General features: G+C 45.0%; 10 protein-coding genes. 8 read left to right on the top strand and 2 right to left on the bottom strand.

Annotated elements, in window-relative coordinates:
- Positions 1-54 precede the first annotated feature (54 nt).
- Positions 55-723: a cadmium resistance transporter gene (locus QUB61_RS00350; protein WP_333129692.1), complete on the top strand. Its 669-nt coding sequence runs from the start codon at positions 55-57 to the stop codon at positions 721-723.
- A gap of 141 nt (positions 724-864) precedes the next feature.
- Here QUB61_RS00350 and QUB61_RS00345 read toward each other — a convergent pair whose 3' ends face one another.
- Together QUB61_RS00345 and QUB61_RS00340 are read right to left on the bottom strand one after the other, a co-directional pair.
- Complete coding sequence (locus QUB61_RS00345) at positions 865-1062, bottom strand: hypothetical protein (RefSeq protein WP_333129694.1); 198 nt, start codon at positions 1060-1062, stop codon at positions 865-867.
- Positions 1063-1557: 495 nt separating this feature from the next.
- Positions 1558-2406 carry a site-specific DNA-methyltransferase gene (locus tag QUB61_RS00340; protein WP_333129696.1) on the bottom strand — a complete coding sequence of 283 codons (849 nt, stop codon included), beginning with the start codon at positions 2404-2406 and terminating at the stop codon, positions 1558-1560.
- 170 nt (positions 2407-2576) lie between these two features.
- Between QUB61_RS00340 and ribBA the strand changes: the two genes are divergently transcribed.
- The 7 genes from ribBA (at position 2577) to QUB61_RS00305 (ending at position 13198) form a co-directional block, all read left to right on the top strand.
- Positions 2577-4292: a bifunctional 3,4-dihydroxy-2-butanone-4-phosphate synthase/GTP cyclohydrolase II gene (gene ribBA, locus QUB61_RS00335; RefSeq protein ID WP_333129698.1), complete on the top strand. Its 1716-nt coding sequence runs from the start codon at positions 2577-2579 to the stop codon at positions 4290-4292.
- Between the two features lie 264 nt (positions 4293-4556).
- Positions 4557-5012 (top strand): HAD domain-containing protein, encoded by a 456-nt coding sequence (locus tag QUB61_RS00330; RefSeq protein WP_333129700.1) that lies wholly within the window; start codon positions 4557-4559, stop codon positions 5010-5012.
- Between the two features lie 47 nt (positions 5013-5059).
- The gene (locus tag QUB61_RS00325) at positions 5060-6499 is read left to right on the top strand and encodes a pentapeptide repeat-containing protein (protein ID WP_333129702.1); all 1440 of its coding nucleotides are present in this window, start codon (positions 5060-5062) and stop codon (positions 6497-6499) included.
- A gap of 98 nt (positions 6500-6597) precedes the next feature.
- A complete protein-coding gene (locus QUB61_RS00320; RefSeq protein WP_333129704.1) occupies positions 6598-8328 on the top strand; it encodes an ATP-binding protein in 1731 nt (576 codons plus the stop codon).
- A 1333-nt stretch (positions 8329-9661) separates the two neighbouring features.
- Complete coding sequence (locus QUB61_RS00315) at positions 9662-10666, top strand: RNA polymerase sigma factor, RpoD/SigA family (protein ID WP_333129706.1); 1005 nt, start codon at positions 9662-9664, stop codon at positions 10664-10666.
- A gap of 526 nt (positions 10667-11192) precedes the next feature.
- Entirely contained in the window at positions 11193-11699 is a 507-nt protein-coding gene (locus QUB61_RS00310; protein ID WP_333129709.1) for a hypothetical protein, read from the top strand.
- A 326-nt stretch (positions 11700-12025) separates the two neighbouring features.
- Positions 12026-13198 carry a transposase gene (locus QUB61_RS00305; RefSeq protein ID WP_333129711.1) on the top strand — a complete coding sequence of 391 codons (1173 nt, stop codon included), beginning with the start codon at positions 12026-12028 and terminating at the stop codon, positions 13196-13198.
- Positions 13199-13257: the final 59 nt, after the last annotated feature.

Here is a 13257-nt window from a genome sequence, read left to right as displayed (position 1 = left end):
GGTTGAGCGATCGCTCGTTGCGGCGATCGGATAGGTGTTAAGTGAGGAATGGTAATGGATTGGTTAATTGCAACGCTTAAGATCGGGCTAGCTGCTGCAGTGGCAACAACGTTTGACGACAATATTTATCTGACGGCCTTCTTCAGTGAAGTTAATCGTACTTTTCGCCCTCAGCACGTTGTGGTTGGTGAGCTTCTAGGGTTCACGGTATTGATGATAGTAAGTTTGGTTGGTTTCTTTCTGGGGCTAGTGATTCCGTCCACTTGGACTGGTCTACTGGGGATTCTGCCGATACTGATTGGCTTGAACAATTTGCTCAACCTCAATAAGGATGATTCATCCGAAGATAAGTCAGATAATCTGAAAAGAAACTCTAAATTTCGGGGATTTGATTCAAGAAGGCGATCGCTCTGGGACGTAATCCGCGATCCGCAGACCTATCGCGTCTCCTCGGTCACGATTGCTAACGGCGGCAACAATCTTGGGATCTATATCCCTTTGTTTGCCACTAGCTCAATCCAAAATCTGTCCGTAATTATACCCGTTTGCTATTTGATTGTTTGCTGCTGGCTGTTTATGTCCTATACTCTGACGCATCTACCCGGTATTGCTTTGGTACTCAGCCGTTATGCGAGCAAGATTTTCCCTTTCGTGCTGATGTGGCTGGGTTTCAGAATTCTGATGGACAGCGAATCCTATCGTCTTTTTCTACCGAACGCTTGACAGACTCATGCGATCGAAGCATCGAAAAAATCCATGACAACAGTAGCATTCCCTACAATAAAGGAAGAAAAAAGACTTTAACATAATAGAATAATACAAAAAAAAGCGAGGCCGTAAATCCCAAATTAGTCGTCTATCAATTTAATCTCCTTGCCATTCCCGATCTTGGAGATCCTTTTGAGGGAGTAGCGACGTGCCTTCAATTTCTTGCCGGATTTCTGTTGTGACTTCGCAGTTACTATTCAAGCAGTCGATCGGGAGTTGAACGGATGCAGAGGTAAAAATAATCTCTGCGTCGCTGGTTGTGCTAAGCTGTTGTGCATTTAAATAGAATGTCAACAAACAATTCGGTGTCTTGTGGGGTGGGCGTCTCGCCCGCCCTGAATATGCAATTTAAATGCGTGACAGCTTAGTCATTCATACCCGCCAATCCATTCTCAACAGTTTCCCCGGAAAATACTTGTTAATGGCAACGCCATCAAGCATCGGAGTGACAATAATCATTCCCTGGACACCTTGGCAACCCTGCTCGGATTTCAACCATTGCCTTTGAGTTTTATGCTGGTTCTGGGGGCTTTGGGTGCTGGTTGCGTTACTGCAGCCGAGAATGTGAAACGAGTGTTTTCCATTCTCGTAAAATTTTATTTTTCAAGCCGCAGCACTTATGAATTTAGACATACCTTCCTACTTTTTAGAGCTATTATCGGCTTCAGTAAGCTAGCCACTCGAGATTGCCGCGGAGCGATAGGCGATCGCTTTACTTAACCTCCAACGTTATATTTGATACCAATCTCTAAAATAGTTAAACTTTATAAATTGCTGCAATTACCAACTTTAGAATAAAGATAACTGTGCTTCTTTAAGTTCCTTGTCCCTCACAAAAATATCGATTCTATTAGCCACAATCTCACAGTAATCAGCCCTAATTTCAAATCCAATAACTTGTCGCTGCAAACCCACAGCCACAATTGCTGTAGTCCCGGAACCCATAAACGGATCTAAAACAATTTCGTTTAAATTCGATGCAGACTTGATGATGCGATCGACAACAGCAACAGGAAATTGAGCGGGGTGAGGCGTGCGTTCTTTTGAAGCTCGGTTTTTCCCCGACGTAACTTTTGGGAACTGCCAAACATCCGTCGGATTTTTGCCTTTTAAGTTTACTTTTATCTTGCCGTTCTTTTTCTGATTCGGATATTTCACATTTGGGTCGCGGACTTCATCCAAATTAAATGTATACTTATCTTGATTTTTCACATACCAGAGAAACTTTTCATTGCGGGGTGAAAAGAACTTGCTGCCCGCAACTCCCGCGCCGTAGTTCCAGACAACTTCTTGAATCAGATAAAAAGGCACTTTATCCCAAAGCAGGTAGGAAATCGGAATTGCTTTTGCCCGATCGCGAATTGACAAATAACCTAAATTCAGCCAAAATGCTCCTCGATCGAGCGTTACCCGGTAAACCTCGGCTATCCACTGCTCGCACCAGTTTAAATACTCCTCTAACACCAAGGATTTTTCGTACTCTTTGCCGATGTTATAAGGCGGGCTGGTAACAGTTAAATCTACAAATTGATCCGGCAGCAGCTTCAATGCTTCCAAACAATCCAGGTTATAAATTAGGCAATTAGGAGCTTGGAAGTACGGTTTACCTAAAAGCTTCGCGATATCAGTCAAGCTCATGAAATATTAGGGATCTATTTTGTTGACAAAGTACAAGGTTTATAGTAAATGAGTTCAGAAATCTTGTCAAACTCATCTCGATCGGGGAATGCCCCTGCCGGAAACAAAAGGTTACAATCACAAATAGATTCTATTTCCATAACATTACAGTTTATAGCTTGAACTCCTCAGTGCAAAATAACAACACCTCAACTCAATCCTTTCAATTTGACTCAATTGACAGCGCCCTTGTAGACCTCAAAGCAGGTCGCCTCCTGGTAGTAGTCGATGACGAAAATCGCGAAAACGAAGGCGACGTGATTTGTGCCGCCCAATTCGCCACCCCCGACAACATCAATTTTATGGCCGTGAACGCCCGGGGTTTGATTTGTCTGGCTTTGAGTGGCGAAAGGCTCGATCGCCTGGAACTGCCCCTCATGGTCAGCAAAAACACCGACAACAACCAAACAGCCTTCACCGTCAGCATTGATGCAGTCAACGGTGTCAGTACCGGCATCTCCGCCGAAGACCGGGCGCGCACCATCCAAGTAGCCATCCACCCGGACACCAAACCTCAAGACTTGCGCCGTCCCGGTCACATTTTCCCCCTGCGGGCGATAGACGGTGGCGTCCTCAAACGCGCCGGTCACACCGAGGCCTCGGTTGACCTCGCCAGACTCGCCGGGCTGTATCCCAGCGGCGTGATCTGCGAAATTCAAAACCCCGACGGTTCGATGGCGAGGTTGCCCGAATTAATCGACTACGGCAAAACCCACAACCTTAAAATAATCAGTATTGCTGACTTAATTAGCTACCGGCTCAAGCACGATCGATTCGTCCGCCGCGAAACCGTCGCCAAATTGCCCACTCAATTCGGCGAGTTTATGATTTACGCCTACCGCGACACCCAAGACAATTCAGAACACGTTGCTATTGTCAAGGGCGACCCGGCAGAATTTAAAGAAAAACCCGTGATGGTGCGGGTCCATTCCGAATGCCTGACCGGCGATGCTTTGGGTTCCCTGCGCTGCGACTGCCGGATGCAACTGCAAGCGGCACTGAAAATGATCGATAATGTCGGTTCTGGCGTCATAGTTTACTTGCGCCAAGAAGGTCGGGGCATTGGATTGGTAAATAAACTAAAAGCTTACTCGCTGCAAGATTTGGGATTCGATACCGTAGAAGCCAACGAGAGGTTGGGATTTCCCGCCGACTTGCGGAACTACGGCGTCGGAGCGCAAATGCTCAACGATTTGGGAGTTAAAAAAATTCGGTTGATTACCAACAACCCCCGCAAAATTGCAGGTTTGAAAGGTTACGGAATTGAAGTAGCCGATCGCGTCCCCTTACTGATTGAAGCCACAGATTACAACTCGATCTATCTGGCAACAAAAGCCGAAAAACTCGGTCATATGCTGCTGCAAACTTATTTAGTAACAGTGGCGATTCAGTGGAACGAAACGAAGGAAGAAGCCAGAAGCCAAAAAGCAGAAGGAAAAGAGGAAGATTCTGCAATTCAAAATCGGTACCAACACCTGGAGAAACTGCGGCATTTGGCGGCTGGCCAGCACTTGCTGCTGCAAGAAGAAGCGCGGCCGGTAGGAATAGCCCTTTTCGGAGAAGGCTCCCTCATCGTTCACCTTGGCTTCGATCAAGCCGGACTCGCAGCCCCCAACTGGTACTCTGAGGTAAACCATCCTTACGTCAAGGCGATCCGCCACATTCTGGCCGACCTCAGCACTGAGCCGAATTTGCAAACATTAGAATTGATGGTTTCCTCCGGTGCAGATCCGCTCAAAACCCTGCAAGTCCAGCTCGATCGCGAGACATTCCCTTTGTCGGAATTAGTCGGAATTTGCGATCGGCTCGAACCTCAAAAAATCTACAGTTTTGCCCCTATTCCCTGAAGGCAGAAGGTAGAAGCCTTCCCCCCTATCCCAGCAGGGGGGAAGGCCGGGGCCCAGAAAAACAGTGAATTTCCGAACAATACTTGTTGATACCAACATCTTCCTTTCCTCAGAAAGCAGCAGCCCCGAAAAACAGTGAATAACAATGTTGATTGCAGTCTAACAAGTCGAGGCAGCGAACATTTGAGAGAGTATCGTAGATGCACATTTATCTTTTTAACAAGTATTAAGAGTCATTAAATCATTCGATAGGGATTTTACTTAATGTTAATTTTCTTAGATATTGATGGTGTCCTTATTCCTAACAGAACACATGAAAAATATGGAGCGCCAGCAGACATAATGAAATTTAATTCAGCTTGCCTTAATCAATTGGAAAATGTCCTTCGTTCCTATCCTAATACGCGAGTAGTAATTTCATCCTCTTGGCGTGAAATATTTCCCTTCGAGGTAATCCCTCCATTATTTTCACCAGATATCGCTATCCGTATTATCGGATTCACCCCTTTCCTCAATCCCAAAAATATTCACCAACACAAATATCTACGACACCAGGAAGTTCTTGAGTATCTTCGACAAAATCAAGCAGAAAATTCAGCTTGGGTCGCCATTGACGATATTCCCGAACACTATCCGCCAGATTCGCCAGTTGTGGCTATTGATGATTACAATGGTTTTGACCAGAACTCAGCAAAGGTACTTTCAGAATATCTAACTTGATTTCAAATGTTAGGAAAAAAGTATCGGAATAGAGAGGGCGCATTGATATGGAAATGAACGCTGGTGACTTACTGCAGCGGCTCGACCTCAGGGGACAAGCGCTTAAAGGCGCCAACCTCGGAGGTGCGGAACTCCGGGGAGCCAACCTCAGAGGCACCGACCTCCGAGAAACCAACCTCAGCAACGCTCTTCTCAGGTATGCAGACCTGATCGACGCCGACCTCACCGGCGCCAATCTCAGCGGGGCGGATTTAGCTGAATCATTTCTCAATTTAGCTAACCTCACTAGAGCCGATTTGACCAGTGCTGTCCTCCGAGAAGCTACTCTTGTAGGAGCCGAACTCGTGGGCGCCAACCTCAAAGGCGCAAGTTTGATCAAGGCTAATTTAGTTGGAGCAAATCTCCACGAAGCCAACTTAACCAGAGCCAACCTCAGCGGAGCCGATTTCCGCGGTTCTCAGTTGAGCAGTGCCATTCTAGACAAGGCCGTATACAACAACCGGACTATCTTTCCCGAGGATATTGACCCGGGTGCAATGGGAGCATTTTTGCTAGCTCCCAATGCTTCGCTCGTCGGCTTAAATCTGGCTATGGTAGATTTGACCGAAGCCGATTTAAAAGGAGCCGATTTGCGGCGGACAAATTTATACAAAGCTATTTTATTTGGCGCAAAACTCGATCGGGCAAACTTAGCAGGAGCCAACCTCAGCGGAGCGGACTTGAGGGAAGCCAGTTTGAACGCCACGATTTTAGAAAAATCTGTTTATAGCAACAAGACTTTGTTTTCAGCAGGTATCGACCCCAGTCTGGGCGGAGCTTATTTGATTGCTCCCAATGTATCGCTGCAAGGGGTAAACTTAACCGGAGCCGACTTAAACGGGTCAGATTTAAGTGGAGCTAATTTGAGCGGTTCTAACTTAAGTTCGGTCAATCTCAGAAATGTAGACCTCAGCAGAGCTAGCTTAAAAAAAGCTGACCTCAAAGGTGCAAACTTGGAGGGAACAGATTTGAGAGGAGCCGATTTAAGCGGCGCAATTTTAAACGAAGTAAACTTGAGTTCTGCTGACCTCCGGGGTGTAGACTTAACAAGGGCAGACCTCAGTGGCGCTAATTTAAGCGATGCCGATTTGAGGGAGACAGATTTCACCGGAGCTACTTTGCTGTTCGCTAACTTGAGCGGGGCAGACTTAAGAGGTGTAGACTTGACAAAAGCTGACCTCAGCGGCGCGAAGTTAAACGAAGCTGACCTTAGAAAAGCAGATTTGATGAGAGTAAATTTGGAGGGAGCAGATTTAACTGAGGTAGACTTGAGCGATGCTCATTTATTCCGGGTTAATCTCAGAGGTGCTAACCTCAAAGGTGCTAACCTCAAAGGCGCAAGTTTAAAAGGGGTATTTTTGACCGACGCTTATTTGAGCGAAACGGATTTGACCGATATAGAGCTGAGCCCGAGTTTTTTTGAAGTGCCAGTAGAATCGGAATGGTAATTCCTTGACTGTTAACAATCGAAAATCAAAAATAAAAAAGCTCCCAGCGAAAATTGCTCGATTATTAACAATCTAAAATCTAAAATCTAAAATCTAAAATGGATCGACCGTTAGGCTCTGTTATTCAAGGTTCCCTCAGCAAGGGATTAGAAGTGCGACTGCACGCCGATGTTTCGGTGGAAGATATGAGGGTGGGGAAATTTCTAGTAGTGCGGGGGGTGCGATCGCACTTTTTCTGTATGCTCACCGACGTGTCTCTCGGAACTTCCAGCGCTCGCATTTTATCGAATCCTCCCAATCCCAACGACGATTTTCTTCTAGCAGTGCTAGCCGGTAGCAGCACCTACGGCACGATAGAACTCTCGCCGATGTTGATGTTGACTGCAGAACGAGAAAAACAGCAGGCAATTTTCGACCCCAAAGGCGGCCCAGTCCGCGAGAAAAAGTTGGCGTTAGGAAATTTGGCTTCTTTTGAGTCACAAACGGGTGCGGATATTGAGTTGCTGCCGGTCAAAACTATTCCCAGCCACTTTTCCCAGGTGTTTGATGCCAAAGAAACCGATTTTCGGGCAGTTTTTGGCTGGGAAGATGACCCGTACCGCCGCAATTTTGCGATCGGCAAACCGATTGACATGGACGTTGCTGTGTGCTTGGATTTAGACAGGTTTGTGGAACGCAGCAACGGAGTTTTTGGCAAGTCGGGAACGGGAAAGTCTTTTCTGACTCGCTTGCTTCTATCGGGAATTATTCGCAAGCAAGCTGCTGTTAATTTAATTTTCGATATGCACTCGGAGTACGGGTGGGAAGCTGTTTCGGAAGGGAAACAGTTCAGCACAGTTAAAGGTTTGCGGCAGTTGTTTCCCGATAAAATTCAGATTTATACCCTCGATCCAGAATCGACCAAACGCCGGGGAGTCCGCGACGCTCAAGAGTTGTTTTTGAGTTTCGATCAAATTGAAGTGGAAGACATCGCCCTAGTGCAGCGCGAGTTAAATTTGTCGGAAGCTAGTATCGAAAATGCGATTATTTTGCGAAATGAGTTGGGAAGTGGTTGGATCAACACGTTGCTGGAAATGACCAACGAAGATATCCAAATGTTTTGCGAAGAAAAGCGGGGAAATAAGTCTTCGATTATGGCTTTGCAGCGCAAATTAGAGCGATTGAATGATTTGAAATACATTCGGAAACGCTGTCCGAAAAATTATGTAACTGAAGTTTTGCAGTGTTTAGATGGTGGAAAAAATGTAGTGATTGAGTTCGGTTCGCACTCGGATTTGCTGTCCTATATGTTGGCGGCAAACGTGATTACTCGCCGCATTCACCAAGCTTACGTGCGGAAAGCAGAGAAGTTTTTGCAGAGTAAAAATCCGTGCGATCGCCCGCAGCCGTTGGTGATTACCATAGAGGAAGCTCACCGCTTTCTCGATCCGGCGATCGTCCGATCGACTATTTTCGGTACAATTGCCAGAGAAATGCGAAAATACTTCGTAACTCTGCTGATTGTAGACCAGCGTCCCTCCGGCATCGACGCCGAAGTCATGTCGCAAGTCGGCACCCGGATCACAGCTTTGCTAAACGACGATAAAGACATCGATGCTATTTTTACCGGCGTTTCAGGGGGGCAGAGTTTGCGTTCAGTTTTGGCAAAACTCGACTCCAAACAGCAAGCATTAGTTTTGGGCCACGCCGTACCGATGCCCGTAGTCGTGCAGACTCGTCCTTACGACGAGCAATTCTACAGGGAAATCGGGGATATTGACTGGCAAGAAATGCCCGACGAACAAGTATTTGCAGAAGCTGAAGCTGCTAAAATGGATTTGGGGTTTTAGATTGACAACTCCTAGATTAATTACTTGACACTCCCTAACCTAAAGGACAGGGATTCTTAATTCAGCGACTGACCTTAAAATATTGCGTCATGAAAGGCAATACTCAAACTTTTTAACCGTAGAAATCCTACCAATTAACGAGCCTGATTCGCAGTCAGCCCTTCTTGGTCTATCTCCAAAAGCGTACTAGGATATTCACAAGCGAGTTCGGGTATGCCCTACCCTACTTAACAAGACTAAAGAGTTTGTTTCTCTGGTTAAAGGAACTGTGTTAAGCTCCTAGCTGTTTATAGAGTTTTCGCCCCTATGAGTCCCCCGGTTTACGCGCCAAAGTGTGTCGTTAACTGTTTTTATGCACTCCGGGCGCAGGAGTTTAACCTTGACGAATCTAATATACTAGAAATTTCCTGACTTTTAGGAAGGGATTTAAGAAATTAAAGCCGTCCTAGAAAGACAGGGTTTTAGACCCAATTTCCTTGATAAGTTAGGCAAATGTTACTGTAAATTAATCCTTGCGAAAAATTGGCGATGGCTGGCAATGACGGAAATACCTGATTTTTGCCTCAGTTATATAATGAAAAAGTGCGATCGAACGTCAAAAAAATTAGCCCCCAGCTTTCAGTCAGAAGCTTTTCCCCTTTCACCCCCTCACCCCTCATCCCTAACTTCACAAAATTTGCCTAAGCTTAAATATGGTTGAGCCTCGCGGCACAATTCAACTCAAACAGCCCAACAGCCAGCTTTGATACACCTTTACTTCCTCGCAGCCAAATTTTAATAGCATATTCCCAGAAAAATGTCAATAAATATTGAAAATATTTTAAAGAGTAAGTGGCAGCGAATACGGCGATCTAGTTCGGTTATCTCGCATCTCAGCATCTAGGCAGGGAGAAAATTTCAAGCGATGATGGAACAGAGAGCAAAACAAAGCCCTGGAATTGCATGAGTCTGTTTGCATGAGTATTGTGAAGTTGAGTGACGGTTAAAACGACCAGGGAAATTAAAAGCTTAAGGAAAAATGTAGAATCTTGACCTTAAGACAGAGGTTTTTACCCTTTACGATCCTCAAAATTTGGAATAATATTGAAAAAAGTAAAGTCTTACTTCACTTCGCCTTGAACTAGCCGTTAAAGCTAGCGAGTTATCCAAAATCGATGGGGATTACTGGGAAATCAAGCACACAAGTAATCCCAAACAACAAGCTTCTACCGATCGTTACCGATAAACAGGAGGGGAAACATCCCCCTTGTCGCAGTCTTTATCCCACTTGCAAAAGTGGGACAGAGTATCACCAACTTTTTATCTGTTGTTACAAGGAGTGCAAAACTCACCCATGTCCACCACCACCCCCAAAAACAAAACAGTGAAAGCCGATCGCATGGGCAGCCGGCCATACTCCTCAACGGATACGGTTCGTGCCTACCTGCACGAGATCGGTCGCGTACCCCTGCTAACCCGAGAAGAAGAAATTGTTTTCGGGAAGCAAGTGCAGCAAATGATGAAATTAATCGAAGCAAAACAAGCACTTGCTAAAGAATGGCAGCGGGATCTGACGAATCAAGAGTGGGCTGCCGAAATGGAGTTGACCGAACCTGAACTGAACCGGATATTGCAGTTAGGGCGGCGCGCCAAGCAAAAGATGATTGAAGCGAATTTGCGGCTAGTAGTGGCGATCGCCAAAAAATACCAGAAACGCAATATGGAATTCTTGGATTTAATTCAAGAAGGTACTCTCGGTTTAGAACGAGGAGTCGAAAAATTTGACCCGATGCGGGGATACAAATTTTCCACATACGCCTACTGGTGGATTCGGCAAGCAATTACCCGCGCGATCGCCCAACACGCCCGAACCATTCGATTGCCAATTCACATCACCGAAAAACTCAACAAAATCAAAAAAGTGCAGCGGGAACTCACCCAGCAGTTGGGCCGGTCTCCCTCCCCAGCCGAAATTGCCACCGCCCTCGAACTGCACCCTTCCCAAATTCGGGAATACCTGCTGATGGCAAGACATCCAGTTTCTTTGGACTTGCGGGTAGGAGATAACCAAGATACCGAACTCCAAGAACTCTTAGAAGACGAAACTGCATCTCCAGACAACTACATTACCTCGGAATTGCTGCGGCAAGACCTCGATACTTTGATATCAGAACTTACCCCCCAGCAGCGAGATGTAATAATTCTGCGCTTTGGTTTGGAAGACGGCACCGAAATGTCTCTGGCCAAAGTCGGAGAACGGCTCAATCTCAGCCGGGAACGGGTGCGGCAGCTAGAACATCAAGCCCTCGCCCACCTGCGGCGCCGCCAAGCTCAAGTCCGAGAATACTTGGCTAGTTAGTCGGTAAAAGAGTTGAGATTTTGGGAAAAATCTCAACTCTTTTTTTCGTGTTGGCGTTGCTGGGAAGAATACTTTTATACCAGTAAAAAAAAGCAACTGTAGGCCCGTGCTTCAAACCCTTAGGGAATAGGTAACGCCAAATTATTCAAATCTTTAATCTAAGCGGTTCAATGTCAAATCTAAAATGGTATTATATCGCAAAGATGAGGTATTCACCAATTAATTAACAATTCCCCAATCCCCCAATCCCCAATCCCCCAATCTAAAATCTAAAATCTAAAATCTAAAATCTAAACTTGTACCTCATCTATATGAGAAAGGCTATATTTGAGGGGTCGATCGCGCGATCGGGGCGGACGCAAAATTAGTCAAAACTAATCTTAGATTTAACTTCAGGCGGCGGGCGATCGTTCATTCAAGTTAATACCCAGCGTTAAGCTGTTGAACACAAAGCGGTAAATCTGTTTAAATCTGTGTATAATTGTGCAGATTAGTAAATTGCTTAGATTAAGGAAAGCGACGAAATATGGCAGGTTCCAAGAAACAACAGAAAACTGAAGAAGTTTACACCCCGGTAATACCTGTTGTCTCTTGTGCCGACGAAAATCAGGTTGACCGGATCGTGGAACTGTGCAGAATCCCCACAGCTTTAACTTACAACAAATTAGGTTCTGTAAAGGGATGGCGACTCGGCTGGAAGAAGGCAAACCCAATTGTTCGTAAAATTCAAAAAGCCACAGATATCAACTTGCCGTCAAAGTTATGGGAATGGTCAATTAGCGACACAATGAAAGCGATTGCCGCCCTACAAGAAGCCGCGAAGGTTTACCTTGTCCGTGAGATTTGGTGCAAATATCCTTTAAGCCCACTCGAAAAAAAACGCATAAATTGGTTTAAAACAGCCAAATCCACCAAAAATGATGCACTATTAAAGTTTCCGAAAGCGGAAACGGAGATATTGCGAGACAATCTCTTTGATTTACTGCACAACGACCCAACAGCAAATCCTTGGCTACATCATATTTTTAGCTGAAACAAAAAGAAGCCTCTCGCCTACCCTTCGGGAGGCGATGAGATGATTTTTTGGGCAATGACGAATTGACCCACAACCGATTCAATCCGTAGGATTGACTTCCCCGGTGGGTCGATGAGGAATCGCCATTTTTAACACTCATCGCGAATCTATAAAATCTTCGATTACATGAGTCATGGTTTTATAGTTTTGAGACGAGTATAAGCGTAGTTTGTTTAATCTACGCTCGGAGCTTCTCAAATTTAATGCTTTGTTTTTCATCAATGCCTACATAACGTCTTTGCATTGATGTTATACTTTTTGTAGGTCGAAAACAAAGGATAGCAATGAGAACTTCATACCAGTACAAAATTAAACCAACTCAAGAGCAAGTAGAAAAAATCGCTCGAACGCTCGAAATGCTGCGTTGTCAATATAATTATCTACTTGCTCAAAGGTTTGATTGGCATGGGCAAAATCGTTGTCCTCTAGATAGATGTCCCTTAATTTGCCAGATACCCGAGTTAAAAGAGCAGCCTAACTATTACAGTCAAAAGGCATCTCTCACCCAACTTAAAGTAGATAGACCTTGGTATAAAGAGATTCACTCTCAAGTATTGCAGGAAGTCCCTAAGAAAGTAGAGATAACTTTTGAACGATGGTTAAAAGGTGATAGTAATGGAAAGAAATCTGGTAGACCTAGATTTAAAGGCGTGGGGCAATACAAAACATTTACGTACCCTCAATTCAAGAGACATCATTTTGCTAACAACAAAATCACCCTGTCAAAAATTGGGGAACTTAAGGTAATTGTTCACCGTCCAATACCTGTAGGGTTTGATATCAAGACCGTATCAGTCACCAAAAAAGCAGATGGTTATTATGTAACCCTAAGTCTTGATGACCAAACGGTTCCCACAATCAAACCGGATTTTAACTCTGACAATATTGTTGGTATTGATGTAGGCTTAATCGATTTCTATGTTGCTTCGGATGGTTCGAGAATTAACGCGCCCAAACATCTACGTAAAGCTGAACGCAAATTAAAATCAGCGCAATGTCGTGTTGCTCGGAGAAAAAAAGGTTCTAACCGTCGCAAGAAAGCTATTAAAAAACTAGCTATCCAACACAAAAAAGTTGCGGATACTCGTAAAGACTTCCACTTTAAGACAGCTAGAACGCTGCTCGATAAGTACGATATCATAGCTGTGGAAAAGATGAATATCAAAGGACTCGTTAAAACTCAACTGGCTAAAAGTATTAATGATGCTGGGTGGGGACAGTTTATCATCATACTTTCAAACAAAGCCGAAAATGCTGGATTGAAAGTAATAACTGTAAATCCGAACGGCACAAGCCAAGAATGTTCTAACTGCGGTCACAAAGTTAAAAAGCGGCTATCCCAAAGAATGCACAATTGCCCGGTATGCCATACAAGTTTGTGCAGGGATTTGAACGCGGCTATAAACATAAAGGCGCGTGGGACGCACGCCCTCAAAGCTCAATTAATGTCCTCATAGAGGAGTCGTTGAGAAGCCCACACTCACTCGAAGGGGAGTGTGTGGAGTACGTCACGAGC

Origin of the sequence: Microcoleus sp. C2D2 (assembly GCF_036702495.1) — a bacterium.
Taxonomy (GTDB): Bacteria; Cyanobacteriota; Cyanobacteriia; order Cyanobacteriales; family Microcoleaceae; genus Microcoleus.
The sequence above is the reverse complement of the archived record's forward strand: the minus strand, read 5'-3'. Positions and strand labels throughout refer to the sequence as shown.

Bases quoted from the DNA above. Each gene is read 5' to 3' on its own strand.
- QUB61_RS00305 (WP_333129711.1), top strand. From the start codon at position 12,026: ATGAGAACTTCATACCAGTACAAAATTAAACCAACTCAAGAGCAAGTA.
- QUB61_RS00340 (WP_333129696.1), bottom strand. From the start codon at position 2,406: ATGAGCTTGACTGATATCGCGAAGCTTTTAGGTAAACCGTACTTCCAA.
- QUB61_RS00325 (WP_333129702.1), top strand. From the start codon at position 5,060: ATGGAAATGAACGCTGGTGACTTACTGCAGCGGCTCGACCTCAGGGGA.
- QUB61_RS00350 (WP_333129692.1), top strand. From the start codon at position 55: ATGGATTGGTTAATTGCAACGCTTAAGATCGGGCTAGCTGCTGCAGTG.
- QUB61_RS00320 (WP_333129704.1), top strand. From the start codon at position 6,598: ATGGATCGACCGTTAGGCTCTGTTATTCAAGGTTCCCTCAGCAAGGGA.
- QUB61_RS00330 (WP_333129700.1), top strand. From the start codon at position 4,557: ATGTTAATTTTCTTAGATATTGATGGTGTCCTTATTCCTAACAGAACA.
- QUB61_RS00315 (WP_333129706.1), top strand. From the start codon at position 9,662: ATGTCCACCACCACCCCCAAAAACAAAACAGTGAAAGCCGATCGCATG.
- QUB61_RS00310 (WP_333129709.1), top strand. From the start codon at position 11,193: ATGGCAGGTTCCAAGAAACAACAGAAAACTGAAGAAGTTTACACCCCG.